This is a genomic window from Povalibacter sp. (genome assembly GCF_036520495.1).
GTDB lineage: Bacteria > Pseudomonadota > Gammaproteobacteria > Steroidobacterales > Steroidobacteraceae > Steroidobacter.
In genome coordinates, this window is the sequence record NZ_DATDJO010000041.1 from 15,403 (window position 1) to 41,368 (window position 25,966).

The window sequence follows — 25,966 nt, forward strand, 5'->3', positions numbered from 1 at the left end:
GGGAAGGTTCTGGCGGGACATCAGGACATCACCCCGGCCCAGCGACCGCGCCGCAAGTTCTCGGCGATCTCCGCCTTGAGTCTCAAGTCGCGCTGGTCGAGAGCAGCTTGGAACTGCGCGACATTGGCGCCGGCGCCGACGTTCAGGACGCTATGCAGGTTCACCGTCGTTCCGCCGAATGGGGACTTACCGCCCGCCCAGGGATTCAGGTTGGCTGGCAATACGGCCTCACCTCTGTGCAGCAGTGCGGGCTGGTTGTCGCGTGGCACGCGCTTGATCCCAGTGTCAGCGAAGGGCATGCCGCCGAAGCCACCGCCCATCGTGAGCGGCGGTGAGCCTCCGCCCGCGCCGATGCCGCCAATCGCTCCTCCGCCACCCATCGCCCCGAAGATCGCGCCGAGCCATCCGCCGGCGCCACCGAGCGCATTGGCCGCCATCGCGCGGATCTGAATCCGCAAGAGATCAGCGATGATCGATCGCGCAAGATCCTTGAAGTTCGATTTACCCGTCATCGCGAACTCGACGAGCGCATCCTCCATGCCGCGGAAGGCGTTCGAGAACAACTCCTCGCTTTGCTTCGCAACGTTGCGTGCATCGTCGAAGTAGTTCGCCATCGCTTCCTGTGCACCGACGTAGAAATCGCCTTGCTTCTCGCCGAGCGCGGTCCAGTAGGCCTCATAGTCGGCCAGATCGCGGTCGCGATAGTCGGTCGCTATCGCCAATAGCTCGTCGTATTGGCCTTCTCGGTCCTTGAAATCGCCGCGGCTCCGGCGCTCGTCGAGGCTGCGGCGCTCCTGCAGAAATCGATCTTCGATCTCATCAAGGCCGCGGCCGTGCTCGCGCTGCCGATTCCCACGTCCGAAGGCATCCAGGTCACGATCGCGCTGCCGGCTGACGAGCGCGAGCTGCGCCTCAGCGGTGGCCCGCGTGCTGGCGAGTATTTGCTCGCTCAGCTTTTGCGTGCCTTGCAGTTCGATGTTCAGCAGCGATTGTTGCGATCCACGCTCGGCGCCAATGGCAGCGATCTCCGCATCGATGTCGCGGATTCGCTCGCGCGTCTGCGCAATTTCCCGCTGCAACGGCAGTTCCGCCTTGATTCGCTCCGACTCCGTTTTTGTTCCGCGCCCTGCATCGGCGCGCGCCTGATCGAGGCGCTTCAATTCGGCCTCCACCCTTGCGCGCTCCTGCCGAAGCGCTGAGGTTCGCAGATCGGAATCGCGATCGATGAGCGCTCGCTTGGCGGCGTAATAATCGCGCTCGCTGACGAGGTCGGCGTGCCGCAGTGCTTCGAGCTGTGCCGCGTAGGCGGAGTAGCCGCCCAGAGACGCGTTCAGCGATCTGCGGATGCCGCCGACGTCCTGATCCATGTCGATGCGCGCCATCGCCTCCATGACGGCCAATCGCGCCTGGCCGACGGCAATGGCCTCCTTTTCCCCTGCGACGTAGGCATCCAGCGCGCGGCGGCGTTCGGCGCCCGCTCGCGCGGCGCTCTGTTCCGCCTCGGTCTCTTGTCGCAGACCGCGAAGCCGCGCCTGTTGTTGCGCGAGTTCGCGCGCGCGATCGGTGAACAGCCCGCCGACAGCCTTTTGCGGAAATCGCCGCTGCAGGTCCTGCAGTTGACGGATTCGTTGTTCGGCATCGGCGATCTGATCCTGCAGCGCGGCGGGCCGACCGATGCTCAACAGTGCGTCGCCGACTTCGGCGAAGGCCGCTTTCGTGCCGCGCGCGAGACGCTGCAGCGTGCCCATATGCTTCTCGAGATCCTGTGTGCGCTCTTCGATGGCTCGCGCGTAGGCCTGCTGTGCGACCTCGCCGGCTTCGAAGACGCGGCCTTGGTCCTCGAGCGCTTTGATCTGCCGATACGTGGCAACCGTCAGGAAGTTGAAACGCTCGTTCAGGCGCGTCGCCGCCTCCGCCGGTCGCCGCCCGAGTTCGGCGAAGGATTTGACCGTGTCTTCGACGGACTCGCCGGCGGTGCGCTTCAGCTGCAGCGCGATCGCCGCGAAGCGTTCGAGATCCTTGCCAGCCACGCGGCCAGTGGCGGCCAGTGCGCCGATCGCTGCCGAGGCCTCGCGCTGTGTGCCGACGACGTCGTCGATGCGATCCGCCATGCCCGCCAGGGCATCGGAGGTGACGCCGGCGGCGTTCCCGCTCATGATCAACGCCTTGTTCAGCTCGAACGACTCACGTTGCGCGTCAAGGAAGGCTTTCGCGATCAGCGCCAGGGAGCCCGCCGTTGCCGCCATGGCGATGCGGACCGGCGTGATGATCGTGCCGAGCGCGCGCAGGGTGTTGCCGAAGCCGCCGAAACTATCGCGTAGCTGTCCTCCTTGCTGAATGGCAACGAGGAATGGCGACTGCCCACTGGCAAGGCTGGTCACAATGTCGGTTACTTGCATCGGCAACAGGCGCATCGCGAATGCAGTTTGCCGCGCTGACATTCCCAGCTGGCCCGTGGCTGCCGCGGATCGCTCCATCTGCGCGATGTAAGTCTCGGCCTCCTTCGCGACGCCGAGTTGGTTTGCTCGATATCGAAGAACGTCCGCCTGGCTCTTGCCTTGCAACGCGATCTGATCTCGCAGGCCGGCAACGAAACGCTGCTGCGCGACTTCTGCGGAGCGCTTCGCGGCCGCGGCTTCCGCCTGAGCCTGCGCCTCTCGCAGCGCTGCCGCCGCTGCCGCATCCTGCGCAACACGTTGCGCCCGCATGCCGTCTGCCGTGCGCTCGACGGCCTGCGATTGAGACCGCAGGGCAGCCACGAACTGCTCGCCGGCGCGCGCGCCCGCCTGCTGCGACTGCGCCGATGCGCTCGCGCCCGCCGATAGCTGTTGCAGGCTGCGACCGGACGATTCAATCGCAGGCTGAATGGCAGCCGCTGAGTTCTTCGCCTTGTCGGCGGATGACGCGAACTTGTCGAGTTCCGCGGCGCCGCGCCCAACGTCCGCGGTATCGATTCGAACGCCGAGCGTCACGAGATCGCTCATCGCGTCTCCTCGCGCTCGCGCGGCTGCATACCGGTCAATTCAGTCAGGTACGTGACTGCAATTGCCCGCGCTGCTGCGTGGTACGTGTTGAGCAACGCGGCGACGTTCTTGCGATTCCAAGCATCGTCGAGCTCCCACCCCTCGCACGCCTCGAGGACGTAATCCACGTCGCTGCGCTCCTTCCTGATGAACTTCTGCAGCTCATCGGTATTGCGGTGCTTGAACGTGAAGCGCACCGGCGTCGGATCCTCCTTCCCTGGCACTGGAATGTGCACGGTTGCATCGAAAGTTGGATCCGGTATGAGTTTGATTTTCGTCATTGGATGTCCTCAACACTCAGGAGGTTTGTGAAATGCCCGCCGCGGTGGGATGAGTACCCGCGGGCTCTGCGGGTTCCTTTTCGGTACGTGGGTGACTCAGCGCAGTTAGACCCACCTCTCACGTTCTCAGAACAGACCCGAGGCGTGGCCAGCAAGCTGCGCAATCAGTTTCGAGTTGAACCGCAACTCGTCGCCAATCAGGTCCGCGACGCCGTTCTTGCCGGGCTCCCGAAGTTCGCGCGCGAGGTTCTTGAAGGTTGCCTTGCCCCAATCGTTCATTTCGCGCGCGATCTTCACGTGTGCTGCACGTTCGGGATCTCGCTTCTCGACAGCATTTCGCCAACCCTGCTCACCGAGTTCGCGCATCCTCTGGCCGCTGACCTGGCCACTCCACAGCACGTCGAAAATCTTCGGTGCACGGAGCAGCGCGACCGCCATCTCCTCGTCGTCGCCGGACATCGCATGCGCAAAAAGTGCGCTGCTTCTGTCTTTCGGCGCCGACAGCAGCAGGTCCAAAATGTGCCGCTCGCGCTGGTAGTTTTCAGTTGAGAAAGCCGGCAGTTTGTAGAACGCAGTTTCCTGCTGTTCGACCTCGATCTCATGGGCGAGGACACGCGACTCGTACGCCACCGCGAACGTCTTGATCGCGTTGGCCCGCGGCCCGCTCAGCTTTTCGTTTCGACCAGCGTCGGTGAAGCGGACGTCCTTCGCGAGCAAAGTAACCTGCCGGTCAAGTTCGACGAACGACTTCACGACCTCGACCGCACCACGCGGCGCTGAGGGCAGGCCGGCTGCATCGTCGGGATCGGATTCGAACGGCGGCGCCTGGATGTGGAGGATCCGGCCGCTCGGCAAGTGGGCGCTCATCATCGCGCCCGCCTGCCGCAGTTCGCCGTCGTGTAGCAATGACGAAAGAATTTTCTTCATCGGCTCAACTCCTCACTGATCTCCTGCACGGCACGCCGCAAGCCTTCGAGGATCGCATCGCGCGCGTGGATGGAGTTGAGCCGCGCTGCCCGCTCAGCCTCCGCGAAATCCGTCTCGACGATGATCGAGATGAATGCCTCGCCGGTGCCGGTCGGCGTCGACTTGGTGATGCCAGCCTTGGGGCTGGCTAGTGTGTATTGAACGATGCTCATCAGGTGGTCCTCATGGATCAGGGTAGTGATTGAACTGCGGCGTCGACGAACTGCTGAAATTCCGTGATCGACACGCGCACCATGCCGGCCGGTGCTTGGCTGCTGTGCCCGGTGTACTCGATGCGGTTGGCATAGGGCACGTTCGACGTGATGTAGATCGACGGGCCCGCCGTGAACGAGGCGAGTGCAGCGGCGGCGGCGGCGATCGTCTCGGAGCCGTCGGGATCGATGCGACCGGGTTCGGTTGTCGAGGGTGTGCCGGCGGTGACCGTCCACGACCCGCGCAGCCTGCCGCCGACGTAGCCCTGCCCCGCCTTGAAGGGATACTCCTTCGCGAGTTGAGAACGCGACAGGCGACGGTTTGCACGGCTGCGTACCTTGCGGCGCAAGTTGCCTTTCACGGTCACGTTGGCGGGGTCGCTTATCAGCATCGCGTTGATGTGATCGACGACGCCGTTGTGCTCAGAGCGCTGCAGCGCTGCCTCCGCATTCGACGCCCACAGTTCGGGATTGCCGACAGGCGTTCGCTGAACGACGCGCGTAAGTAGATCGAGCGCGACCTTGCGCACGACCAGGTCGGCGTTGGCCTTTGCCTTTTCGACGAAGCGGCGGATGTCGAGCGCGAAGTCGCTCATCCGCCCATGCCCCCGCACATGTCTCGCATGCCACCGTTCATGTTTCGATCACGAGTGATGAGCGAGCCGCTACCGCCCCCCGCCGCTTCCTTGTAAATCTGCAGCGCTGCGGCCCAGCCAAAGTTTGGGTTACCGATCGTCCACTCAGCGGCATCCGTCGTCCCACTAGAGACGAGGCGAAAGATTGCGGAGCCCAAGTTGTTTGCGCCGCTCTCGTCTTCAAAGATCGTCGTGAACGCACCATCTGGCGTTATCGACACCCCAACATTTGAGTTCACATTCAGGCCACCCACGAATAGCGCGGCGCCCGCACTGGTCGCGTTCCCGCTGGACGCGGATGTTTGGCCGTCGGACTCGGTCCCGCCCACATTCCCGGATTCCGCCCGCGATGAGTCCCAGTTGCCCGTGAATTCATCCATCCCGATCAGGTGATAGGAACCCGAGGGTGCACCGCCTAACTGCATCGTCAGGCTTCCGCCGCTCGTCACGATCGCTGAGAAGATGCCTATCGAGACCCACTCATCATTCGTTGTGCCGAGGTCAATGCTCTGCACTCGATCGAGCTGGATCGTTCCGAGCGTCGCCGTGCCAGCGCTCTTGGTGCAGTCGGCCGCGAGGTACGCATCCTGCGATCCCGAGAACCGCATTCCGACAACGATGACCAGCGATCCCGTCGCTACGTTCTGACTGAACGCACGAGAGATCGAGGTCGTGTTGTTGGCGTTTGTGCCGCCTCGGTTGGCGCTGACTTCTGCGATCGTCATGGGGAGTCCCTCGTGTGTGGTTGCGACCAGGCCGCGGCGTGTGCCGCAGCGGCTTCGTTTGATGGGAGCGGATCGGTGCCTGCGCCGGACGCATTGGCGCAGTCGCTGAGCAGCGATGCCACCGCTTCGGGACTAACCCCGAGAGCAGCGGCGATGTCGTAACGGCGGAGGCCACGCGCAGCCAGTTCGCGGGCGGCGGCGGCCATGGCGTGCCGATAGACGGGGCGATGCAGCTGCGCCCGCAACCGGTATGCGTCCTCAGTGAGGCGATGGCTGCTCATCGGTGCCACCTCGATGCCCAACCGTTGCAGCGCTCGCGCACATGTGACGTGCGCCGGGGTAGTGCAGCTTTCTTGATGGCGCCAGTTTCAGAAACTCGCGTGCTGGATGCGGCCCCGAGCCTGAATTTCCGTGAATCTGCACTCGCGATGCGCACCAAGTTGCACCGCCAGTTGCACTCGATCGCACGAAGGGCCGTCATTTCGTCCATTCGGGAAGCGTGACCGAGTGAGACGCGCGATGCAGGAATCGCCTTTTTAGGCCAGGCAGAAAGACGTGAAAGTGGGACTTCCCTCCCCTTCGTCTCGTTGATTCGATTCATTCGAAACGATTCGAAACATTCGCTACGAATCGAGTGCTGGGAAGGAGGGATGAGGGAGTGTTTTGATTCGAAACACTCCTCTCTTCCCTTAAGGGTGAATCGAATGAATCGAAAGCAATGGACCGGAGCGTGGCCCGGCAACCGGCAGCGATTCGATACAATTCGATTCACTGGAACTTGCGTCACTCCAGAGCCCCCAGGTGACGCTTGCCCTTGTCGGTGATGCGACCGGTTCTGTTCTTCGTCGTGCCGGTGAACTCAAGGAATCCATTCTCCTCGAGGAGCTCCATGATCTTCTTTGCCTCGCGAACCGGCCCCAGGCGGCGCTTGCACTCGTCATCGGCCAGCAAGGCTTTGGCGCTGACCCGAAGGTTCTGGACAATCAGCCGGTCAATCGCTGCGGCAACGACCGGGAACGCTTCGTGGATACGGTCTGCCGTCGTCCGCGTCTCGCGCTTCTCAATAGGCACCAGGGCGCCGCCGACGTTGCGTAGGTAGCGGTCGGCACTCTCGCCGCCGTGACTAAGGCGCCCATGCGTCAATCTCGCGATCGGTTGGCGTTCGAGCTCATCGGCGTCGATATCCCCAACATCAAGCAGTTCGCGCGCCCTGTCCGCCTTGATCCGACTGATCAGAAAGTTGCTGCGGGCATGCTGACTGTAGAGCGCGGATCCGCTCGTGCTGTACGACGCAGCGGTGTAGCCACCGCCGTCTGCCGGCTCCTTCGCGTCTCCTTTCGTCGTATGACTGCAGATCACGATGCCGCTGTTCGGCAGGCTAGAAGCGATCCTATTGAGTGTGTGAACGACGACATCGGCGCCATCGTCATCGTTCTGGCTTCCGGTGATCGCGAGGCGAAGGGGATCGACCCCAATCAGGAGGTCGCCCGCTGTAAAGCCGCGAGCCGCTGCCGTCAAAGGAACGATCAGTGATTCGTTGGGCTGAATGATGCCGCTGGGCCCACGGCAGACAAGCGTCGCGCCTGCCTGGCCGGTGAATACTATGCGGCGGAAGTTCTTCTCGATGCGCTCCAGGAAGTCACTGGCGGAACGCTTTCCGTGTACCTCTAAGATCCCGGCATGCGCGTGCTGGACGATGCGCTGCGTCCTGGAGCGGAAGCGGCGATCGGAGTCCTCGTAAACAATGGCTAGCGCTGGGCCAATGTCGCAGCCGGCGCCATCTGGCTCGAGGTTCAGCAGATCGAAGCCTGTTGCTCGCCACAGCGCGAGGTAGGTCAACAGCGTCGACTTGTAGGCACTCAGAGCGCCGGCGATTAGCGTGTACGCCTCGGTTGGAACAAGCCCCGGTAGCAGATACCGTTCTGGCTCGATCTGGCTGAGCAACTCCGCAGTGGTGAAGCCGAGCACTTGAATGGGCGGCAACTCGCGAACATTGCGATCCTTCGTCGCTGGCTCGCTGTCTTCGTACACATCCACCGGCGGCAGGGGACGATCAAACTCTTCACTCGGCTTCGCTTCGGCAACTTGGTCGTAGTTACGACGCACGCGCCGACTCCCTTGGCACGCGCGCAGGACACGAATACGTGCGAGCGTCGGAGATTCGAGTCGATGCCAAGCTCAACCGCTGCCATTGATCGGCATCGACCCTCTTCTCGGCGAGGATGTCGCGCAGGATCAGTGAAGCCACCAGCACCTCATGATCGAGCAGCGCTAGCGCTTCGGTCGCCGGCATGCGCATGCGGCTCGGCGAGTGACGGTGTTCGGGAGAGCGCTCGGAAAAAAGCTGCGAAACGGTCAAACCGACAGCGGTGAGCACTTCGGCAACATCGCAGCCGGCGAAGCAGTGCACGAGAGTCCGGCCCTGCTCGCCCTCACGAACGCTGAGCGAGAGCGACTTACCTTCGTGTGCTGGACAGCGGGCACGCCATATTCCGGGTCCAGTCAGTCGCACGCCCTGGAGCCGGTCGAGCAACACTGTGGCGGTCATACCGACGTCGCGGGTTCGCGATTAGCTGCTATCTCGTAGCCGGGGACATGCGCTGCGCGCTTCTCAAGCCATCGGGTGTACTTCCCGCCGAGAACGACGATCTCGCGGCCTACGCGAGTCAGTGCGCCGGCTGCGATCAGTTCGTCGCGATTGGAACGAATAACGTATCGAGCCCGGCTCTCTTTATGGGGCCAAACTTCTGTTGGCCAATGCTCCAGGTCCCAAGAGTGAGGAGCGAGTGAGGAACCTTGAGTGCGTGACATACCGTGCAACCTTGAAAAAACGTGCGCACGTACTTTGTATTCGACTACCTCCTACGACCGCGAGGAACTATCTAGCCCGCGACGGCCGACTTACTTCCTTTTTTGACCCGCGCGCAGCTTTCTCACATGTCCGGCATCTACAGCCTCGTCGAACAGGACGGTCGCGCAACTGGCCACCACATCGTCAAGCGGATCTTCCAGCGTGCTCTGCAGGAACCGCGAAACGTATCGGATGAAGTAGCTACGTGCGGCCTGTCGCTTTGTTGGTCGCGGGCTTAATGGCCCATCCGCGGCAATCTCCTTCATCCGCTCCGCGACCGCACCGAGCACACCCGGCACAGTGGGGAGTGACGCGAGCACACAAAGAGCGACGTCAACACCGACGCTCTCTGCTTGCGACTCGTCGATATGAACGCCGCGAGCCGATAGCTGCGACACGACCACTCGTCCCAGGTCCCATGGATCGCCGAGATAGATATTCGGGTAGTCAGAAAAGTAGCTCGACAAGTCGTCGTTGGCATCGATAACCGCGGCTACTTCCTCGGCCTTCCGTGCTGCATCCTGATAGAACCTTTGATGCTGCTCAGGCGGAAGCGCCCGAGTTCTTGCATACCTCTCAACAGTGTCGCCGCATATATTGAGAAGATGATCGGCGAAAAGGGTTGTGAGTTCTTGGTCGTCCAGCGGCTCGAATACCAACGCCATTCCTGGGGAATCGCAAAGCCATCTTCTGAACGAACCTACGAACCGCGGCAGCTTTTTCCAGGCGGGTCGCATTTCTTCGCGATAGACGAGGCGTTCGTAGATCGCTTTGCCGCGCTTGGTATCCTTAGGATGTGTTCGCTGTACTTGGCCGTCGATTCTACCTGCCGCCACAGCGTGCAAAGAATTCACGGGCTTCCATGCGGCCGCCGTCACTTGCCGCCCCCGAGCTTCTCATCCAGCTTTGTGTGTCCAGTGACCGGCGCACCTTCGACGAGATGCGCATACCGCTTCGTCATCGTCGTGGACTTGTGTCCGAGCACGCTGCCGATCTCGAGGAGGTTCGCGCCCTGCTGCGCCAGGAACGACGCGCAGCTGTGTCGTAGATCGTGCCATCGAAAGTCCTGAAGGGACGCAGCAGTGCGAATGGGGCGCCATCGATGCTCGATCCAATCTTTGTTCACGGCCTGACCCTCGGCGTCAGTGATCACGTGCTTACCGACGATCTTGGCCCGCTTCAGAGCTCGCAGTGCATCAGCCGCAGACTTCGGAAGGTAGGCGCTGCGCGATTCGTCGTTCTTCGTGAGCAGAATGCGCAAGCGCTGTTTGTCGAGGTCGACGTCGGACCACTGCAGGCGCAGCAGTTCGCTCTGACGGATGCCACAGCCGAGCGACACAAGAATGGCCGCGTGCATCATCGGTGAATGGTCGCTTGAGGCTTTCAAGAGCGCCTTGAGCTCTTCGTCCGACAGGTAGCGGGTTCGGCCCTTCGGTTCCGTCAGCATCAACCTGGAAGGCCACAGCATGTCCATAGGCAGCAGGCCGGCCGAGCGACCCCAGTTCCAGCACGCGCGCATTGCAGACAGGTATCGGTTCACCGTCGCCGGCGCCCGCCCCGGCTGCAGCTTCGCGCGAGCCTCGCGCAACGCCAGCACGTTCACGTCGATCGCCTTGCCGCCGCCGAAGTGATTCACCCACCAAGCGATGTACTGCTCCAGCCAGGCATACATCCTCAGTTTCTTGGTCTCGGGATCATCGAGAAACTCCCGACCGAGTTGGGCGATGGTGAGCTTGGTCAGATCGCTGCGGACAGCCTTCCGCTTCGACCGCAGTTCGCGCTCGAGCTTTTCCGCCCATGCGACCGCCTCAGCCTTCTTCGGGAATGATTTCGACGTCGACTTGAACGGCTTCACTCGAACCTGGGCGAGGTACGCGATCGAGCCGTCCGAATACTTCCGCCTTTGAATCGTCGGCATACGCTCTTTCTCCGATGCGTGCGCTTGACGTTTGTCGCACGTAAGAGCAAATATGCGCCGACCTAGAAAGTCAGTGCAACTTGGGATGCAACTTGAGCCTGGACTTCCTCTTGTTGGGAAGTTCGTAAGTGATTGAAAAATCTGGCGGAAGGGGTGGGATTCGAACCCACGGTGGGCGTTAACCCACGCTAGTTTTCAAGACTAGAGCCTTAAACCGCTCGGCCACCCTTCCTGCATCATCGAGTCCCGTGGTCTCTGGCCAGTCGGCCAGCAGACCAGTCGGCCAGTTGGCCTCCCTGCGGGGCGCGCATTGTCACTATTCCTGAGCGGCGGGACAAGCCGTAACCATTGATTCTGTGGTGTTTAGCGCCATCTTCCGAAAGCGTGGACAGCGAACGGCAGGCTGTTGCTAGAATGCCCCGCATATTGGCCGCGACGCGAACTTGCGACAGTCGCCGCGGTCGAATCGGTTCGGACCCTTACAGGAGATAAGTTGCGATGCAGACCTACCCGGCCAATGTCAGTACTACCACACGTGGTTCAGCACTGACGACCAACAAGGTTCTCCGGAACACTTATTTGCTGCTTGGCGCGACGCTCGCTTTCAGCGCGCTGATGGCAGGCGTTTCCATGGCGCTGAATGTGCCATTCCTCGGACTGTGGATGCTTCTGCCCTACGTCGGCATTCTGTTTGCGGTCAACAAGACCCAGAACAGCAGCTGGGGCATCTTCTGGGTGTTCGCCCTCACCGGCTTCCTCGGCCTGACGCTCGGCCCGATCCTCAATGCCTACCTGACCATGCTGCCGAACGGTTCGCAGGTCGTCATGACTGCGCTGGGTGCGACAGCGGCCGTGTTCCTGGGGCTGTCAGCCTACGCCGTGAAGAGCGAGCGTGACTTCAGCTTCATGGGCGGCTTCCTGATGGTCGGTCTGGTTGGCGCGTTCGTGCTGGGCCTGGTCGCCTTCTTCTTCGAAATGTCGACGCTGTCGCTGGTCGTCTCCGGCCTCTTCGTCCTGCTGAGCAGCGGCCTGATCCTTTACCAGACCAGCCAGATCATCCACGGCGGCGAGACCAACTACATCATGGCGACGGTCACGCTGTACGTGAGCATCTACAACCTGTTCACCAGCCTGCTGCATCTGCTGGGAATGTCGTCAGACGAGTGATTTTTGGGGCCACTGGCCGACTGGCTCACTGGTCGGCTGGCCAGAAATACAAAGGGCGCTGCGACTGCAGCGCCCTTTGTATTGGGTGCGTCTTGCCACACATTGTGGGTCCGGCTTGAGCGGGACCCGTCTCGAATCTGAAGATGTCCGACTGAAGTCGGACCCGTAGAGACACCCAGAGCCACTTCCGACTCCGGCCCGCGGACCAGTTAGCCGGTTCGCCAGTTAGCCTCTTCCGATCTGCGCCACTCCGCCCATGTACGGCCGCAGGACTTCCGGGACTGTAATGCTGCCGTCTTCCTGCTGATAGTTCTCCAGCACTGCGACCAGCGCGCGGCCCGCCGCGACGCCGGAGCCGTTCAACGTGTGCAGGGGCTCGGGCTTGCCCGTTTCCGGATTGCGCCAGCGAGCCTGCATGCGGCGCGCCTGGAAGGCTTCGAAGTTCGAGCACGACGAGATCTCACGATAGGCCTGCTGGCCGGGCAGCCAGACCTCCATGTCGTAAGTCTTCGCGGAGCCGAAGCCGATATCGCCCGCGCAAAGCTGCACGACGCGATAAGGCAGAGCCAGTCGCTTCAGCACTTCTTCGGCATTGCGGGTCAGCGTTTCATGCTCGGCATAGGAGTCCTGCGGCCGGACCATGTGCACGAGTTCGACCTTCTCGAACTGATGCTGACGGATCATGCCGCGCGTGTCCTTGCCGTGAGAACCGGCCTCGGAACGGAAGCACGGCGTGTGTGCAGTGAAGCGCAGCGGCAGATCGGCTGCCTCGACGATGGTGTCGCGAACCAGGTTGGTTACGGGCACTTCTGCCGTCGGAATCAGATAGAGCTTGTGCTCGCCCTTCAGAGCAAACAGATCGGCTTCGAACTTCGGCAGATTGCCCGTCCCGGTCAACGAGTCGGCGTTGACGAGGTAGGGAACGTAGACCTCGCGATAGCCATGCTCACCCGTGTGCAGATCGAGCATGAACTGGATCAGCGCACGTTGCAGTCGCGCGAGTGCGCCGCTCAGCACGCTGAAACGGGCTCCGGAAATTTTCGCGGCCGCTGCGAAATCCAGCTGACCGAGCTTCTCGCCGAGTTCGACGTGATCGCGCGGTTTGAAGGTGAACTCGCGCGGAGTGCCCCAGCGACGAATCTCGACATTGCTCGTTTCATCGCGACCATCGGGCACGCTTTCATGCAGAAGGTTCGGCATGCCGAGTGCGATCTGGTCGAGCTCTGTCTGCACGGCGGTCAGCTCGGCATCGGCTTTCGCGAGCTCTTCACCCAGTGTTTCGACCTGCTTCAGCAGCGGCGCGATGTCCTGACCTTGTGCCTTGGCCTTGCCGACCGACTTCGCATTGACGTTGCGCTCGTTGCGCAGCTCATCGACGCGCAGCTGCCACTTGCGGCGCGATTCTTCGAGTACGCCGAGTTTCGCGACGTCCAGCGAAAAGCCGCGACGCGCGAGATTGGCGGCAACGGCAGCGGGATCGGAACGCAGCAGCTTGGGGTCGAGCATGTCAGTGAGCTGTGGTGAGTAACGGGGCGAGAAGGTAGCAGACAGCCGGGTTTTTCCAAACAGCACCCGGCAGCGCCTGCCTGAGCGAAGCGTCACTTCTTCTTGCGGCGCTCCAGGGCTTCTGCGATCTTGATTTCCAGCCCGCGGGCTACGGGTCGGTAGTACTGCGTCGGCGCCATTTCGTCCGGAAAGTACTTTTCGCCGGCCGCGTACGCATCGGGTTCGTTGTGCGCGTAGCGGTAGTCCTTGCCGTATCCGAGCTGCTTCATCAGGCGCGTGGGCGCATTGCGCAGGTGCAGCGGAACATCGAGGGAACCGCGCTGTTTCGCATCCGCCATCGCCTCGCCGAAGGCGACGTATACGGCGTTGCTCTTCGCGGTGCAGGCCATGAACACGACGGCCTGCGCGATCGCGAGCTCGCCCTCGGGACTGCCCAGCCGCTCATAGACTTCGCAGGCTTCCAGCGCCATCGTCAGTACACGCGGATCGGCATTGCCGATGTCTTCCGACGCCATGCGCAACACGCGTCGCGCGATGTAACGTGGATCGCAGCCACCATCGAGCATGCGGCACAGCCAGTAAAGCGCGGCATCCGGGTCCGATCCGCGCACGGACTTGTGCAAGGCGGAAATCTGGTCGTAGAACGCCTCTCCCTGCTTGTCGAAGCGCCGCAAGCCGCCAGCCGCCACTTCGTTGGCGATCGCTTGCGTGAGATGGGCAGGTTCGGAGGCGCGCGCCAGATCGAGCGCGAGTTCCAGCATATTCAGCACACGCCGCGCATCGCCGTCGGCGGCGGTTGCCATCAGGCTGAGCACGCCATCATCGATCAGAACGTCAGGCTCGTTCCGCAACGCCCGCTGCAGTACACCGAGCAGATCCTCGACCGTCAGTGCCCGCAGCACGTAGACACGCGCACGCGACAGCAATGCGTTGTTGAGTTCGAAGGAAGGATTCTCGGTGGTCGCGCCGATGAAGACGAGCGTGCCGTCTTCGACCCACGGCAGGAAGGCATCCTGCTGCGCCTTGTTGAAGCGATGCACCTCGTCGAGGAACAGCACTGTGCGCCGACCTGATTCGCGTCGCGCCGTTGCCGCTGTTTCGGCGGCGGCACGAATGTCCTTCACACCAGCCATCACGGCCGAGAGCGCAATGAAGTCGGCGTTGCAGCGAAGCGCGACCAGCCGCGCTAGCGTGGTCTTCCCTGTACCGGGTGGCCCCCACAGAATCATCGAGTGGAGATGACCGCCTTCGAGCATGCGACGCAACGGCTTGCCCTGCCCGAGCAAATGACTCTGACCGACGTAGTCGTCGATCATCGCCGGCCGCATCCGGTCAGCCAGCGGCCGCAGGTCGTCAGTCGGCGCGTTTGAGTTCACGGCCGCCTGCCCATCCGTCGAACCATTGTGCCCAGCGCCCGAGTCCGGCATAGGCCAGGCCCAGGCCGGTCGCGATGCCGATAGAGTCGGCTACTACGTCCCAGACATCGCCGTACCGTCCGAGATGCATCTGGCTCTGGGCGATCTCGATACCCACGGCAAGCGCGAACAACGCGCCAGCGATGCGCAGATAGCTGGATCGCGGCGACAGGCCCGCGAACCACAGCATCAGGCCGCAGAACGCGATCAGATGCTCCGATTTGTCGCTCATGCCGGTCTTTGGCAATTCCTGCGCAGGCATGAGGCACACGACCATGACCGCAAGAACCAGTAACCAGCCGATCGCAAGCCACCAGCGCCCGTACCTGAGCTGCAACATTCTAAGGGGCACTCGCAGCGGCGCCGGAGTCTCCGATCACATCGGAGCCTTCGGGTACTTTGAAAACGAAGCGGGACGGATCGAGCGATGGATTCTTCTGCACGTTGGTGAACTCGAGCGTCGTGATCTGACCCAGCTTGTCGGCCAGTTGCATGTACTTCAGTACGTCACCGCCGAAGCCGAGCCGCACCCATTTGAAGTCCGTGTCATTGCGCCTGGGTTCCAGCATGACCCATTCGGCAGCCGCATCCCTGGTCGTTTTCGTGACATTGAAATTATCGGAAAGCTTGCCCTCACCGCTCAGCAGCATCGCAGGCGTTGCCGACAGCGAATCGCCCATGCGGCGGACGGTGACCTGCTCGAGATCCGGATCGAACAGCCAGATGCGCGTGCCATCGGCGACCATCAACTGTTCGTGCGGCTGCTGGTATTCCCAGCGGAAGCGATTCGGTCTGCGGATGGCGATCGTGCCGCTGGATTGCTCCGCGACCTCGCCTTTACCGTCGGTGAGCGTCTGCTTGAAATCGGCCTGCAGGCTCTGCAGATTGCCGAGCAACTGCTCGACCCGCTTGTAGCCGGCGTCATCGGCCGCCGAGGCGCACGCCAGGGAAAAGCTCAGCAGAAGCCCAGCGACGACACGCCGTGCAATGGTCTTGATGATCATGATTCCTCGAAGGCTGCGGGGCTATTCTTCCGCCGGCGGCGGCGCCAGAACTTCGCGCGATCCGTTCGTTTGCAACGGTCCGACGAGACCCGCCGCTTCCATGGTTTCGATCATGCGGGCGGCGCGGTTGTAGCCGATCTTGAGGCGACGCTGTACGCCGGAGATCGATGCCTTGCGACTCTCCACCACGATGCGAACCGCCTGGTCGTAGAGCATGTCCTGCTCGCCATCGGACGCCTCGCCCTCGCCTTCCTGGCCTTCGCCTGGAAAGCCCGGAATCGGCGTGACCGGACCATCGAGGATTTCCTGCACGTACGCAGGCGGACCGGATCCCTTGAGCCCGGCGACGACCCGATGCACCTCGGCATCCGAAACGAACGCGCCGTGCACGCGCACCGGCACCGATGTGCCCGGTTGCAGAAACAGCATGTCGCCGTGACCGAGCAATTGTTCGGCGCCGCCCTGGTCGAGAATCGTGCGCGAATCCACCTTGGCGGAGACCTGGAATGCGATACGTGTCGGGATGTTGGCCTTGATCAGGCCGGTGATGACGTCGACCGACGGACGCTGTGTGGCAAGAATCAGGTGAATACCCGACGCGCGTGCCTTCTGCGCCAGGCGTGCAATCAGCTCTTCGACCTTTTTGCCGACGATCATCATCATGTCGGCGAGCTCGTCGACGATGACCACGATGAACGGCAAGGGGTCCAGCAGCGGGATGTCTTCCGCCCTGCCTTCAGGGCCCAGATGTTTCATCAGCAGCGGATCGCGGATCGGGCGGCCGGCCTCCTGCTCTTCCCTGATCTTGCGATTGAAGCCCGCGAGATTACGTACGCCGAGTGCCGACATCAGCTGGTAACGGCGCTCCATCTCCGCAACACACCAGCGCAGCGCATTCGCGGCTTCCTTCATGTCGGTCACGACCGGCGCCAGCAGATGCGGAATGCCTTCGTAGACAGACAACTCCAGCATCTTCGGGTCGATCATGATCATGCGGACGCTTTCGGCCGTTGACTTGTACAGCAACGACAGCACCATCGCGTTCACGGCCGTCGACTTACCCGAACCGGTGGTACCACCGACCAGCAAGTGCGGCATGCGCGCGAGGTCGGCGACGACCGGATGGCCGGCGATGTCCTTGCCGAGCACCAGCGCCAGCGGCGACGTGACTTCGTCGTACGTTCGCGACTTGATGATCTCGCCGAGGGTCACCAGCTCGCGCTTCTCGTTCGGAATCTCGAGACCCACGGTCGACTTTCCCGGGATCACTTCCACGACACGCACGCTGATTGCCGACAGCGCGCGCGCCAGATCCTTGGCGAGATTCGTGATCTGGTTGACTTTCACGCCCGGCGCGAGACGCAGCTCGAAGCGCGTGATCACCGGTCCCGGATGCACTTCGACCACTTCCGCTTCGACGCCGAAGTCGCGCAGCTTCAATTCGACCAGGCGCGACATGGCTTCGAGCGCTTCGGCGGAATAACCCGCGGTCTGCGGCTTTGCGTCGTCCAGCAGCGAAAGCGGCGGCAGTTCCTTGGACGTCGGCTTGTCGAACAGCGGAACCTGCTTTTCCTTTTCGACGCGCTCGCTCTTTTCCACTTTGGGAAGGACGGATTCGATCTTCGGCGGCGGCCGCGCAGCTACCCGCTTCTTCTCCTCGCGGATGACTTCGGAGCGCGCTTCCTTCACATCGCGGCCCTGCTTGATTTCGCGGGCGGCATTGATCTTGCCCCTGCTCCACTCGACCAGCTGCAATGTCGCACGACCGACGCGATCCATGATCTCGATCCAGGAAACGCCGATGAACAGCGACACGCCCGCGAGCCACAGCGCCAGCAGCAGCAGCGTTGCGCCGAGAAAACTCAGGCTGTGTTCCAGCCCGCCACCCGCAAACTCACCCAGAACGCCGCCGGCCGAACTCGGATAGTCGTTGGCGCTGAAGTGCAGGGTCGCCAGTCCACAGCTCGTGATCAGCGTCAGGAAAAAACCGATGACACGAAATGCGAGCGTTGCTCGCGATGGCGAGTCTTCCTTGCTGCGATCCTGGTACAGCAGCCATCCTGCAAAGCCGATCATGATCGGGAACAGGAACGAAGGCGCACCGAACAGCATCACCAGCAGCCCGGCCAGATGCGCGCCGAACGGACCGATGACATTGGAGATCGGACCCGGCTCGCCAGTGGTCGCGAAGGACGGATCGTTGCGGTCGTAGCTGAGGAGAGCTGCGAGCACGATCAGCGCCAGCGCGCCGAACACCCACAGCGCACCTTCGCGCAGGGATCGAACGACGGTCGATCCAAGGCGCGTGCTGCTACGTGCGGCGGTGCCGCGTGCGGGTGCTGTGCTGGCCAATGCTGAGATGCCTCTTGCGATAGCCGGATAACCGACTTCAGACTATACCTGTAACTGAATGATATTTATGAGGCTTCTTGTCAGACGCGACGCTCGCCAGCCGCATCCGCTGTCGGGAATTTCACTTGTTCCCTGCAGCGCCTCGATCAGTGCCATCGAAGCAGTCTATTTTGCTGCCACGTAGCCCATTCCTTACCATTGCGTCGCGGCCCGCCGCATCCTGCCTGCCTCGCCAGCCGTCGACATCTGACGCTGCTCGAGAATCGAGCGGAGGATGCGCGCATCCGTGCAACAAAGATCCGTAAATTCGAGGTGGATGATACATGAGCACTCCCCGTCACTCCCGCGTCCTGATCCTGGGCTCCGGCCCTGCGGGGTACGCTGCCGCTGTGTATGCAGCGCGCGCCAACCGCAAGCCGCTGCTCATTACGGGAATGGAGGAAGGCGGCCAGCTCATGACGACGACCGAAGTCGACAACTGGCCTGGCGATCCACATGGACTCACGGGCCCCGGCCTGATGGAGCGCATGCGCAAGCATGCCGAACGCTTCAATACCGAAGTCCTCAATGACCACATCAACAAGGTCGATCTCAAGCAGCGCCCGTTCCGCCTCGAAGGCGACCGCGGCGTCTACACGTGCGATGCCCTGATCATCGCCACCGGCGCGACGGCCAAGTACCTTGGTCTGCCGTCCGAAGAAGCCTTCCGCGGCCGCGGCGTCTCGGCCTGTGCAACCTGTGACGGTTTCTTTTTCAAGAACCAGAAAGTCGCTGTCGTGGGTGGCGGCAACACGGCAGTGGAAGAAGCCCTGTACCTGGCGAACATCGCCTCGCACGTGACGCTCGTGCATCGACGTGACACGTTGCGCTCCGAAAAAATCCTGCAGGATCACCTGTTCGAAAAGGAACGCGCCGGCAAGGTGAAAATCATGTGGAATCACGCGGTTGACGAGGTGCTGGGCGACGACAGCGGCGTCACCGGACTGCGCATCACTGGTACGGCCAATCAACTCAAGCAGGACCTGGACGTGTCGGGCGTCTTCATCGCCGTCGGCCATGCGCCGAATACGCAGCTGTTCGTCGATCAGCTCGAGATGAAGAACGGCTACCTGATCGTGCAATCGGGAATCAACGGCAACGCCACTCAGACGAGCGTTCCAGGCGTATTCGCGGCGGGTGACGTGGCCGATCACATCTATCGCCAGGCGATCACCTCCGCGGGCACCGGCTGCATGGCGGCGCTGGATGCGGACAAGTACCTGGACCAGTTCGATGCTGCGAAGAAGCACTGACCCCGATCATCGATGACATGCGAACGCGGTTCCTGACCTCCATCAACCGTGTTGCGGCAGCGCAATGGAATGCGCTGAACGCCACGCAGACGCCCTTCCTGCGCCATGAGTTCCTCGCGGCGCTGGAGGACACCGGCTGCGTGGGCGAGTCGACCGGCTGGATTCCCCACCACCTGCTTCTCGAAGACGATTCAGGCGAACTGCGCGGGGCTGCGCCGCTGTTCCTCAAGACCCATTCCTGGGGTGAGTTCGTTTTCGACTGGAGCTGGGCGCGCGCCTACACGCAGGCAGGGCTGGAGTACTACCCCAAGCTCGTCAGCATGACGCCGTTTACGCCTGCGACGAGTTCGCGCCTGCTGGTCGCACCCGGGACGGACGAAGCAGCAACCCGACGTGCACTGGCCGAGGCCATCATCGGTCACGCACAGCAACACTCGCTGTCGTCAGCGCATGCGATCTTCGTGACGGACTGCGATCGGGATGTGCTGCGTGACTCGGGCTTTATGCTGCGGCAGGACTGTCAGTTCCATTGGCACAACCGCAACTTCGCTAGTTTCGAGGAATTCCTGGCTACCTTTCGCGCCGACAAGCGCAAAAAGGCATTGCGTGAACGACGCCGGGTCCGCGAGGGCGGCGTGACCTATCGAACGTTGTCGGGCGCCGACATCACGGATTCGCTCTGGGACGTCATCTTCGAATTCTCGGCGCGGACCTTCGCCATGCATGGTAACGAGCACTACCTGAACGCCGCATTCTTCAAGACATTGTCCCGGGTGCTGCCCGACGCGGTGATGGTGAAGCTGGCCATGCTGCAGGACACCCCCATCGCCACCGCCATTTTCTTTCGCAGCCACGACACGCTCTATGGACGCTACTGGGGTGCGGCCGCCAACTTCGACAGCCTGCATTTCGAAACCTGCTACTTCCAGGGCATCGAATACTGCATCGAGCAGGGGCTGCAGCACTTCGAGCCGGGCACGCAGGGCGAGCACAAGGTCGCGCGCGGCTTTGAACCGGCGACCACCTGGTCAGCCCACTGGATCGCCGATCCCCGCTTCCGCCGCGCGATCGACAGTTATCTGCGCGAAGAGCGCGACGCAATCGACCAGTACGCCGCCAACGTGCGCGACCACGTGCCGTTCAGGAAGGACATGGAACTCCCAGCGCTGGTGCCGGGAAATCCCGAGCCCTGACCCGCGAACTCATTGGATCCGGAGCGCTGGCTGTGGGTCCGGCTTGCCGGAAATTCTGGTGAACCCGCCCGCCGCCGAAGTCTCATTCCCGTCCCTCGCTGCCTGTGCAACACTGGGCGCACCACCTGTTTTCTGACGGAGTTCATCGTGAGAGGCTCCATCGTCTGGCTATCGGAGCGCGATTCGCCGGATACCTTTCCGCCGGTGGATCATGCCCTGCGTGAACCCGACGGCCTGCTGGCTGCAGGCGGGGATCTCTCGCCCACTCGTCTGATCGCTGCCTACCGACGCGGCATTTTTCCGTGGTACTCGCAGGGCCAGCCGATCCTGTGGTGGTGTCCCGATCCCCGGGCCGTACTGTTCCCCAACGAATTCAAACTGTCGCGCAGTCTGGGCAAGACGATCCGTAACAAGGGATTCGAAACCCGGGTGGACACTGCCTTCACGCATGTCATCGAGGCGTGCGGCAGCAGCGCAGTGCGACCTGGCGGAACCTGGCTGTCGCCCGAGATGCAGTGGGCCTACGATTCCCTGCATGCCCAGGGTTATGCGCATTCGGTGGAGACCTGGCTCGACGGTAAGCTGGTCGGCGGCCTGTACGGTGTCGCCGTTGGCCGGATGTTCTTCGGCGAATCCATGTTCAGCCTCGAACGCGATGCATCCAAGGTCGCCATGAGCCGGCTGTGCCGCGAATTGATCGAGCGCGACTTTCAGATGATCGATTGCCAGATGGCCACGCCGCACCTGCTGAGCCTCGGCGCACAACTCATCCCGCGCGAGCAATTCATCCGGCAACTAGCTGAACACACTGCGGGCGAGGACCGGGCCGGTCATTGGAATGAATCAGGGGCGAATGAACCACGCGCGCATTGAGCCCTGTAATTGAGCCGTGTATCGGCGTTGCCCGCCTGCAACTTTCCTCAGCCATTCCCCTGTCTCACGCCGGGAAAGGCTCACCGGGCAGCCACTCATTCTGTGGCTTCATTGCAATGGGGTCAGCCTTTATGCACAATTCGCGCGCTTCCGGGCCACCCCCGGGTAATTTCATATAGTGAGTGCATGGCCAAAGAGGACGCAATTCAGATGGAAGGTCGGGTCGTCGACACCCTTCCTAACACCACGTTCCGGGTGCAACTCACCAACGGTCACACGGTGACTGCGCATATCTCCGGCAAGATGCGCAAGAACTACATCCGCATCCTGACCGGCGATCAGGTGACCGTGGAGTTGACACCGTACGATCTGACCAAGGGACGAATCGTCTACCGCGGACGGTAACGAAATCAACAATTGACATGAACAATTGAAAAAGGCCGGCATTGCCGGCCTTTTTTGTTTCTCGCTGCCATTAATTGTTCATTGTGAACTGTTGATTGATCAGCTGCCTTCAAGCAGGGGCTGCTCGCTGTCGGCACGCACTTCGACTTTCAGCTTGTCGTCGTCGCCCAGCGTGACGAAGGCATGCCCGCCTGACACCAGCTTGCCGAACAGCAGTTCCTCAGCCAGCGGACGTTTGATGCCTTCCTGGAGCACGCGAGCCATCGGACGCGCGCCCATCTTCGGGTCGTACCCCTTGCGGGTCAGCCATTCACGGGCCGAATCGTCGACGTGCAGCTGCACACCCTTCTGTTCGAGCTGCGCCTCGACCTCGACCAGCATCTTGTCCACGACGCGCTGAATGGTGCGCGGATCGAGGGGGCTGAACTGGATGATCGCATCGAGGCGGTTGCGGAACTCCGGCGAGAACAAGCGGCGGATCGCTTCCATGCCGTCGGTTGCATGATCCTGCTGCGTGAAGCCGATCGATGGGCGGTTCATCTCGAACGCGCCGGCGTTGGTGGTCATTACGATCACCACATGGCGGAAATCCGCCTTGCGACCGTTGTTGTCCGTCAGGGTGCCGTGATCCATGACCTGCAACAGCAGGTTGAAGACATCGGGATGCGCCTTCTCGATTTCATCCAGCAGCAGCACCGAATGCGGATGCTTGTTGATGGCTTCGGTAAGCAAGCCACCCTGATCGAACCCTACATACCCCGGAGGCGCACCGATCAGGCGCGATACGGTGTGACGTTCCATGTATTCGGACATGTCGAAACGGATCAGCTCGACGCCGAGCGCGATCGCCAGCTGTCGCGTCACTTCCGTCTTGCCGACACCCGTCGGACCGGCGAACAGGAACGAGCCCACCGGCTTGCGCTGATCGCCCAACCCGGAGCGGGCCATCTTGATGGAAGCCGCCAGGGTATCGATGGCCGGATCCTGGCCGTAGATCACGAGCTTCAGGTTACGTTCGAGGTTGCGCAGCACATCGCGATCGGACTTCGACACATTCTTGGCCGGGATGCGGGCAATGCGGGCGACCACGTCCTCGATCATCTGCATCGTCACAGTGGTCTCACGCTCAGCTTCCGGCCTGAGTCGCAGGCGCGCGCCCGCCTCGTCGATCACATCGATCGCCTTGTCCGGCAACTGACGGTCGTTGATATGACGCGCCGCGAGTTCCGCTGCCGCAACGAGCGCATCGTCGGCGTATTTCACTCCGTGATGGTCCTCGAAGCGTGAACGCAGGCCGCGCAGGATTTCGATCGTCTCCGGCACCGACGGCTCGATGATGTCGATCTTCTGGAAACGGCGCGCCAGCGCATGGTCCTTTTCGAAAATGCCGCGGTATTCAGCGTAGGTCGTCGAACCGATGCACCGCAGTTCGCCGTTGGCGAGCGCCGGCTTGATCAGGTTCGAGGCATCCATGACGCCGCCGGACGCCGCACCGGCGCCGATGACCGTGTGAATCTCATCGATGAACAGGATCGAACCCGGCGTCTTCTTCAATTCGGAAAGCACGCTCTTCAGACGCTTCTCGAAATCGCCCCGGTACTTGGTGCCGGCGATGAGCGAGCCCATGTCGAGCGAGAACACGGTGCTGTCGGACAGCACATCGGGCACTTTCTCTTCCACGATCAGGCGGGCCAGGCCCTCCACGATCGCGGTCTTGCCAACGCCGGCTTCGCCGACATACAGCGGATTGTTCTTGCGGCGCCGACACAGGATTTCGATGGTGCGCTCGATCTCGACGCGCCGACCGATCAGCGGATCGATGCGTCCTTCCAGGGCAAGCTTGTTCAGATTGGTCGTGTATTTTTCCAGCGCGGTGTCGCCCTCGCCTTCACGCTCGGTCTCGGCGGCCGCGACGGATTCGTCCTTCTCGGGACGATCCTCGGCGATCTTGGACAGGCCGTGGGCGATGAAGTTGACGACATCCAGGCGGGCCACATCCTGCATCGACAGCAGGTAGGCCGCGTGCGAGTGCTTCTCGCTGAAGATCGCGACCAGCACGTTGGCCGTCGTGACTTCCTTCTTGCCGCTGGACTGCACGTGGAAAACTGCCCGCTGCAGGACGCGCTGGAAACCCAGGGTCGGCTGCACTTCGCGGTCGTCATCCTCTTTCAGGCGCGGGGTGGTCTGGTCGATGAAATCCTTGAGGTCCTTGCGCAACCGGACCACATCGGCGCCGCATGCCCGCAGGATGTCCCGGACCTTGGGGGTATCGACGATGGCGAGCAGCAGATGCTCGACGGTCATGAATTCATGACGCGCGTCGCGGGCTGCCTGGAAGGCCTCGTTGAGACAGATTTCAAGTTCGCTGCTTAACACTTCGGCGTCTCAGTTTTCTTCCATCGTGCACAACAACGGATGTTGGTGCTGCTGGGAATACGTAGTGACCTGTGCAACCTTCGTTTCGGCGATTTCGAAAGTGAACACTCCGCAAACACCCTTGCCCCGGGTATGCACTTCGAGCATCACGCGGGTGGCTGTCGTGCGATCCATGCCAAAAAAATTCTCCAGCACGTCGACGACGAACTCCATCGGCGTGTAATCGTCGTTCAGCAATACCACACGGAACAGCGGTGGCCGTTTCAGTCGCGGTTGGGCCTCTTCTGTGACCAAGCCACGTTCGTGCTGTGTTCCCTCTTCCGGCATCGTCGCTGCAGTGAATGAAATGTTCGTTGCTGTGAAACGGTTCCGACTCTTTATAGGGGGGAATCTCGGACATTACAAGGCAGCAGCGCGCGCAACTAAGTCACGGTTCCTGAAAGCGAAAAGTCCAGTGGATTCGCGACGATCGGCGTGGAATCACGCAGCCGTGGACCGCACATTCAGGGTTTGACTGCCGCCTGCGAACGGCGCCTGAGTACGCGCGTCTGCGACGCACAATAAAACCGACACGAATGACCGCCAGACTTGCCCGGCAAGCACTGCAGTGACGCTAAACACATACGCTCACGAAGGTGTTTTCATCAATGGGAACAATCTCTTGTGACAGAGTACTGCTACTCCGTATGATGGCGCGCCGTGATTAGCCGGGGCTATGGGTGCACGCGGCAACGATACAACGACACCGGAACGACGACTGATACACCGAATGGCGATTCCATCCAGCATGCGCGCCCTCGAAACTCTGACGCCACAGCAATGGCTGGATCGTGCGTCGCGCACGCTGCCGCAAGCACTGACCGTCATCCTCGTCGTGGCCATCGCCTGGCAGCTCGTACAACTGACCTGGATCTTGCTCGATCGCCAGGAACCCGTCGCCATTCCGTTGCCGTCACCCGGAATCGGCACGACGGTCGTAGCGCCGCCGCGCGGCGTTGACGTGCAGAAGATAGCGGACGCCAACCTGTTCGGTCAGGAAGAAGCGGCAGCTGCAGTGGATCCCGCCAGTGCCACACCCACCCAGATGAACCTGGTGCTGTCGGCGGTGTTCGCCACCAACGACCCGGCGAAAGGACTCGCGATCATCGGTGAATCGGCGGCCGCAGCAAATGTCTTCGCGGTGGGTGAGGCTGTGCGACCGGGCACCAGGCTGCATGCGGTGTATCCGGACCGGGTCATTCTCGAACGCGGCGGCACACTCGAAGCACTGGCACTACCCACGCAGAGCCTCGCAGGGTTGCAGATGTCGAGCGCGGCGCCGACAGCCGCACGGCCGCAATCGCAGTTCCAGGAGAACCTGAAGCGCATCGCCGAGTCCAACCCGGGCGCTTTCGCCGAAGTGGTCCGACCGCAACCGGTATTCGCCAATGGCGTACAGCGCGGTTATCGCGTGTACCCCGGCCGGAACCGTCAGCTGTTCGCGCGTCTTGGGTTGCAGCCAGGCGATCTGGTACTGGCGATCAACGGTACGTCGCTGGACGACCCGCAGCGCGGCATGGAAATTTTCAACACCATGGGATCATCGGACCGCGTCACGGTTACGGTGGAGCGTAACGGGCAATCTCAGGATCTGACGCTGAACACGGCCCAGGTCATGCTGCCCGAGAACGCCGCACCCCAGAACGGCCCGCAGCCGCCTGGAGCAGGCCGCGGCGGCATGTCACAACAACCTGTCACGCCGGCGAACGGCGGACCCGAAACACAGTGAGCGC

The 25,966-nt window shown here is 62.0% G+C and carries 24 protein-coding genes and 1 tRNA gene; 6 read left to right on the forward strand and 19 right to left on the reverse strand.

Going from position 1 to position 25,966, the window contains the following annotated elements:
• Positions 1-20: 20 nt before the first annotated feature.
• From VIZ63_RS16170 to VIZ63_RS16225, 12 genes are all read right to left on the reverse strand, one after another.
• On the reverse strand, positions 21-2,984 hold the full coding sequence (locus tag VIZ63_RS16170) for a phage tail tape measure protein (RefSeq protein WP_331610707.1): 2,964 nt from the start codon (positions 2,982-2,984) through the stop codon (positions 21-23).
• Positions 2,981-3,304 (reverse strand): phage tail assembly chaperone, encoded by a 324-nt coding sequence (locus tag VIZ63_RS16175; protein WP_331610709.1) that lies wholly within the window; start codon positions 3,302-3,304, stop codon positions 2,981-2,983. Before VIZ63_RS16175 ends, VIZ63_RS16170 begins: the two co-directional genes overlap by 4 nt.
• A gap of 126 nt (positions 3,305-3,430) precedes the next feature.
• Positions 3,431-4,159, reverse strand: coding sequence for a hypothetical protein (locus VIZ63_RS16180; RefSeq protein ID WP_331610710.1), 729 nt, complete (start codon positions 4,157-4,159; stop codon positions 3,431-3,433).
• 68 nt (positions 4,160-4,227) lie between these two features.
• Complete coding sequence (locus VIZ63_RS16185) at positions 4,228-4,443, reverse strand: hypothetical protein (protein ID WP_331610711.1); 216 nt, start codon at positions 4,441-4,443, stop codon at positions 4,228-4,230.
• A gap of 17 nt (positions 4,444-4,460) precedes the next feature.
• Entirely contained in the window at positions 4,461-5,078 is a 618-nt protein-coding gene (locus tag VIZ63_RS16190) for a hypothetical protein (RefSeq protein WP_331610712.1), read from the reverse strand.
• Positions 5,075-5,842: a hypothetical protein gene (locus tag VIZ63_RS16195; protein ID WP_331610713.1), complete on the reverse strand. Its 768-nt coding sequence runs from the start codon at positions 5,840-5,842 to the stop codon at positions 5,075-5,077. Before VIZ63_RS16195 ends, VIZ63_RS16190 begins: the two co-directional genes overlap by 4 nt.
• Entirely contained in the window at positions 5,839-6,123 is a 285-nt protein-coding gene (locus tag VIZ63_RS16200) for a hypothetical protein (RefSeq protein WP_331610714.1), read from the reverse strand. The genes VIZ63_RS16195 and VIZ63_RS16200 overlap by 4 nt, the downstream gene beginning before the upstream one ends.
• 502 nt (positions 6,124-6,625) lie before the next feature.
• Positions 6,626-7,948, reverse strand: a complete 1,323-nt coding sequence (locus VIZ63_RS16205; RefSeq protein WP_331610715.1) for an AAA family ATPase — start codon at positions 7,946-7,948, stop codon at positions 6,626-6,628.
• On the reverse strand, positions 7,938-8,390 hold the full coding sequence (locus VIZ63_RS16210) for a hypothetical protein (RefSeq protein WP_331610716.1): 453 nt from the start codon (positions 8,388-8,390) through the stop codon (positions 7,938-7,940). Before VIZ63_RS16210 ends, VIZ63_RS16205 begins: the two co-directional genes overlap by 11 nt.
• Positions 8,391-8,743: 353 nt before the next feature.
• Positions 8,744-9,547, reverse strand: coding sequence for a hypothetical protein (locus VIZ63_RS16215; protein WP_331610717.1), 804 nt, complete (start codon positions 9,545-9,547; stop codon positions 8,744-8,746).
• Positions 9,548-9,567: 20 nt separating this feature from the next.
• Positions 9,568-10,611, reverse strand: coding sequence for a site-specific integrase (locus tag VIZ63_RS16220; protein WP_331610718.1), 1,044 nt, complete (start codon positions 10,609-10,611; stop codon positions 9,568-9,570).
• Between the two features lie 142 nt (positions 10,612-10,753).
• Positions 10,754-10,843, reverse strand: a tRNA-Ser gene (locus VIZ63_RS16225).
• A 266-nt stretch (positions 10,844-11,109) separates the two neighbouring features.
• On the opposite strand from VIZ63_RS16225, the gene VIZ63_RS16230 reads away from it, so the two are divergent.
• Positions 11,110-11,778, forward strand: coding sequence for a Bax inhibitor-1/YccA family protein (locus VIZ63_RS16230; protein WP_331610719.1), 669 nt, complete (start codon positions 11,110-11,112; stop codon positions 11,776-11,778).
• Positions 11,779-12,003: 225 nt separating this feature from the next.
• Here the strand turns inward: VIZ63_RS16230 and serS are convergent, their stop codons facing one another.
• The 5 genes from serS to VIZ63_RS16255 all read right to left on the reverse strand — a co-directional run bounded on the left by serS (position 12,004) and on the right by VIZ63_RS16255 (position 18,055).
• Positions 12,004-13,284, reverse strand: a complete 1,281-nt coding sequence (gene serS / locus VIZ63_RS16235; protein WP_331610720.1) for a serine--tRNA ligase — start codon at positions 13,282-13,284, stop codon at positions 12,004-12,006.
• A gap of 92 nt (positions 13,285-13,376) precedes the next feature.
• Positions 13,377-14,612, reverse strand: coding sequence for a replication-associated recombination protein A (locus VIZ63_RS16240; RefSeq protein WP_349261206.1), 1,236 nt, complete (start codon positions 14,610-14,612; stop codon positions 13,377-13,379).
• Between the two features lie 25 nt (positions 14,613-14,637).
• Positions 14,638-15,039 (reverse strand): VanZ family protein, encoded by a 402-nt coding sequence (locus tag VIZ63_RS16245; RefSeq protein WP_331610722.1) that lies wholly within the window; start codon positions 15,037-15,039, stop codon positions 14,638-14,640.
• A gap of 1 nt (position 15,040) precedes the next feature.
• Entirely contained in the window at positions 15,041-15,703 is a 663-nt protein-coding gene (gene lolA / locus VIZ63_RS16250; protein ID WP_331610723.1) for an outer membrane lipoprotein chaperone LolA, read from the reverse strand.
• A gap of 21 nt (positions 15,704-15,724) precedes the next feature.
• Positions 15,725-18,055: a DNA translocase FtsK gene (locus VIZ63_RS16255; protein ID WP_331610724.1), complete on the reverse strand. Its 2,331-nt coding sequence runs from the start codon at positions 18,053-18,055 to the stop codon at positions 15,725-15,727.
• Between the two features lie 323 nt (positions 18,056-18,378).
• On the opposite strand from VIZ63_RS16255, the gene trxB reads away from it, so the two are divergent.
• From trxB to infA, 4 genes are all read left to right on the forward strand, one after another.
• Entirely contained in the window at positions 18,379-19,347 is a 969-nt protein-coding gene (trxB, locus tag VIZ63_RS16260; RefSeq protein WP_331610725.1) for a thioredoxin-disulfide reductase, read from the forward strand.
• A 17-nt stretch (positions 19,348-19,364) separates the two neighbouring features.
• Positions 19,365-20,540 carry a GNAT family N-acetyltransferase gene (locus tag VIZ63_RS16265; protein WP_331610726.1) on the forward strand — a complete coding sequence of 392 codons (1,176 nt, stop codon included), beginning with the start codon at positions 19,365-19,367 and terminating at the stop codon, positions 20,538-20,540.
• 147 nt (positions 20,541-20,687) lie between these two features.
• Positions 20,688-21,413: a leucyl/phenylalanyl-tRNA--protein transferase gene (aat, locus tag VIZ63_RS16270; protein WP_331610727.1), complete on the forward strand. Its 726-nt coding sequence runs from the start codon at positions 20,688-20,690 to the stop codon at positions 21,411-21,413.
• 186 nt (positions 21,414-21,599) lie between these two features.
• A complete protein-coding gene (infA, locus tag VIZ63_RS16275) occupies positions 21,600-21,818 on the forward strand; it encodes a translation initiation factor IF-1 (RefSeq protein ID WP_324319183.1) in 219 nt (72 codons plus the stop codon).
• Positions 21,819-21,917: 99 nt separating this feature from the next.
• Here the strand turns inward: infA and clpA are convergent, their stop codons facing one another.
• Both clpA and clpS read right to left on the reverse strand, forming a co-directional pair.
• A complete protein-coding gene (gene clpA, locus VIZ63_RS16280) occupies positions 21,918-24,194 on the reverse strand; it encodes an ATP-dependent Clp protease ATP-binding subunit ClpA (RefSeq protein WP_331610728.1) in 2,277 nt (758 codons plus the stop codon).
• Positions 24,195-24,203: 9 nt separating this feature from the next.
• Positions 24,204-24,521 carry an ATP-dependent Clp protease adapter ClpS gene (gene clpS / locus VIZ63_RS16285; RefSeq protein ID WP_331610729.1) on the reverse strand — a complete coding sequence of 106 codons (318 nt, stop codon included), beginning with the start codon at positions 24,519-24,521 and terminating at the stop codon, positions 24,204-24,206.
• Positions 24,522-24,963: 442 nt separating this feature from the next.
• On the opposite strand from clpS, the gene gspC reads away from it, so the two are divergent.
• Positions 24,964-25,962, forward strand: coding sequence for a type II secretion system protein GspC (gene gspC / locus VIZ63_RS16290; RefSeq protein WP_331610730.1), 999 nt, complete (start codon positions 24,964-24,966; stop codon positions 25,960-25,962).
• The last annotated feature ends 4 nt before the right edge of the window (positions 25,963-25,966 follow it).

What these genes read in the sequence shown, in the direction of transcription:
- VIZ63_RS16185 (WP_331610711.1), bottom strand. Translation starts at nt 4,443, where the DNA reads ATGAGCATCGTTCAATACACACTAGCCAGCCCCAAGGCTGGCATCACC.
- VIZ63_RS16265 (WP_331610726.1), top strand. Translation starts at nt 19,365, where the DNA reads ATGCGAACGCGGTTCCTGACCTCCATCAACCGTGTTGCGGCAGCGCAA.
- VIZ63_RS16200 (WP_331610714.1), bottom strand. Translation starts at nt 6,123, where the DNA reads ATGAGCAGCCATCGCCTCACTGAGGACGCATACCGGTTGCGGGCGCAG.
- VIZ63_RS16220 (WP_331610718.1), bottom strand. Translation starts at nt 10,611, where the DNA reads ATGCCGACGATTCAAAGGCGGAAGTATTCGGACGGCTCGATCGCGTAC.
- VIZ63_RS16240 (WP_349261206.1), bottom strand. Translation starts at nt 14,612, where the DNA reads ATGCGGCCGGCGATGATCGACGACTACGTCGGTCAGAGTCATTTGCTC.
- VIZ63_RS16230 (WP_331610719.1), top strand. Translation starts at nt 11,110, where the DNA reads ATGCAGACCTACCCGGCCAATGTCAGTACTACCACACGTGGTTCAGCA.
- lolA (WP_331610723.1), bottom strand. Translation starts at nt 15,703, where the DNA reads ATGATCATCAAGACCATTGCACGGCGTGTCGTCGCTGGGCTTCTGCTG.
- VIZ63_RS16210 (WP_331610716.1), bottom strand. Translation starts at nt 8,390, where the DNA reads ATGACCGCCACAGTGTTGCTCGACCGGCTCCAGGGCGTGCGACTGACT.
- trxB (WP_331610725.1), top strand. Translation starts at nt 18,379, where the DNA reads ATGAGCACTCCCCGTCACTCCCGCGTCCTGATCCTGGGCTCCGGCCCT.
- gspC (WP_331610730.1), top strand. Translation starts at nt 24,964, where the DNA reads ATGGCGATTCCATCCAGCATGCGCGCCCTCGAAACTCTGACGCCACAG.
- VIZ63_RS16190 (WP_331610712.1), bottom strand. Translation starts at nt 5,078, where the DNA reads ATGAGCGACTTCGCGCTCGACATCCGCCGCTTCGTCGAAAAGGCAAAG.
- VIZ63_RS16170 (WP_331610707.1), bottom strand. Translation starts at nt 2,984, where the DNA reads ATGAGCGATCTCGTGACGCTCGGCGTTCGAATCGATACCGCGGACGTT.
- serS (WP_331610720.1), bottom strand. Translation starts at nt 13,284, where the DNA reads ATGCTCGACCCCAAGCTGCTGCGTTCCGATCCCGCTGCCGTTGCCGCC.
- VIZ63_RS16195 (WP_331610713.1), bottom strand. Translation starts at nt 5,842, where the DNA reads ATGACGATCGCAGAAGTCAGCGCCAACCGAGGCGGCACAAACGCCAAC.
- VIZ63_RS16245 (WP_331610722.1), bottom strand. Translation starts at nt 15,039, where the DNA reads ATGTTGCAGCTCAGGTACGGGCGCTGGTGGCTTGCGATCGGCTGGTTA.
- infA (WP_324319183.1), top strand. Translation starts at nt 21,600, where the DNA reads ATGGCCAAAGAGGACGCAATTCAGATGGAAGGTCGGGTCGTCGACACC.
- clpS (WP_331610729.1), bottom strand. Translation starts at nt 24,521, where the DNA reads ATGCCGGAAGAGGGAACACAGCACGAACGTGGCTTGGTCACAGAAGAG.
- VIZ63_RS16175 (WP_331610709.1), bottom strand. Translation starts at nt 3,304, where the DNA reads ATGACGAAAATCAAACTCATACCGGATCCAACTTTCGATGCAACCGTG.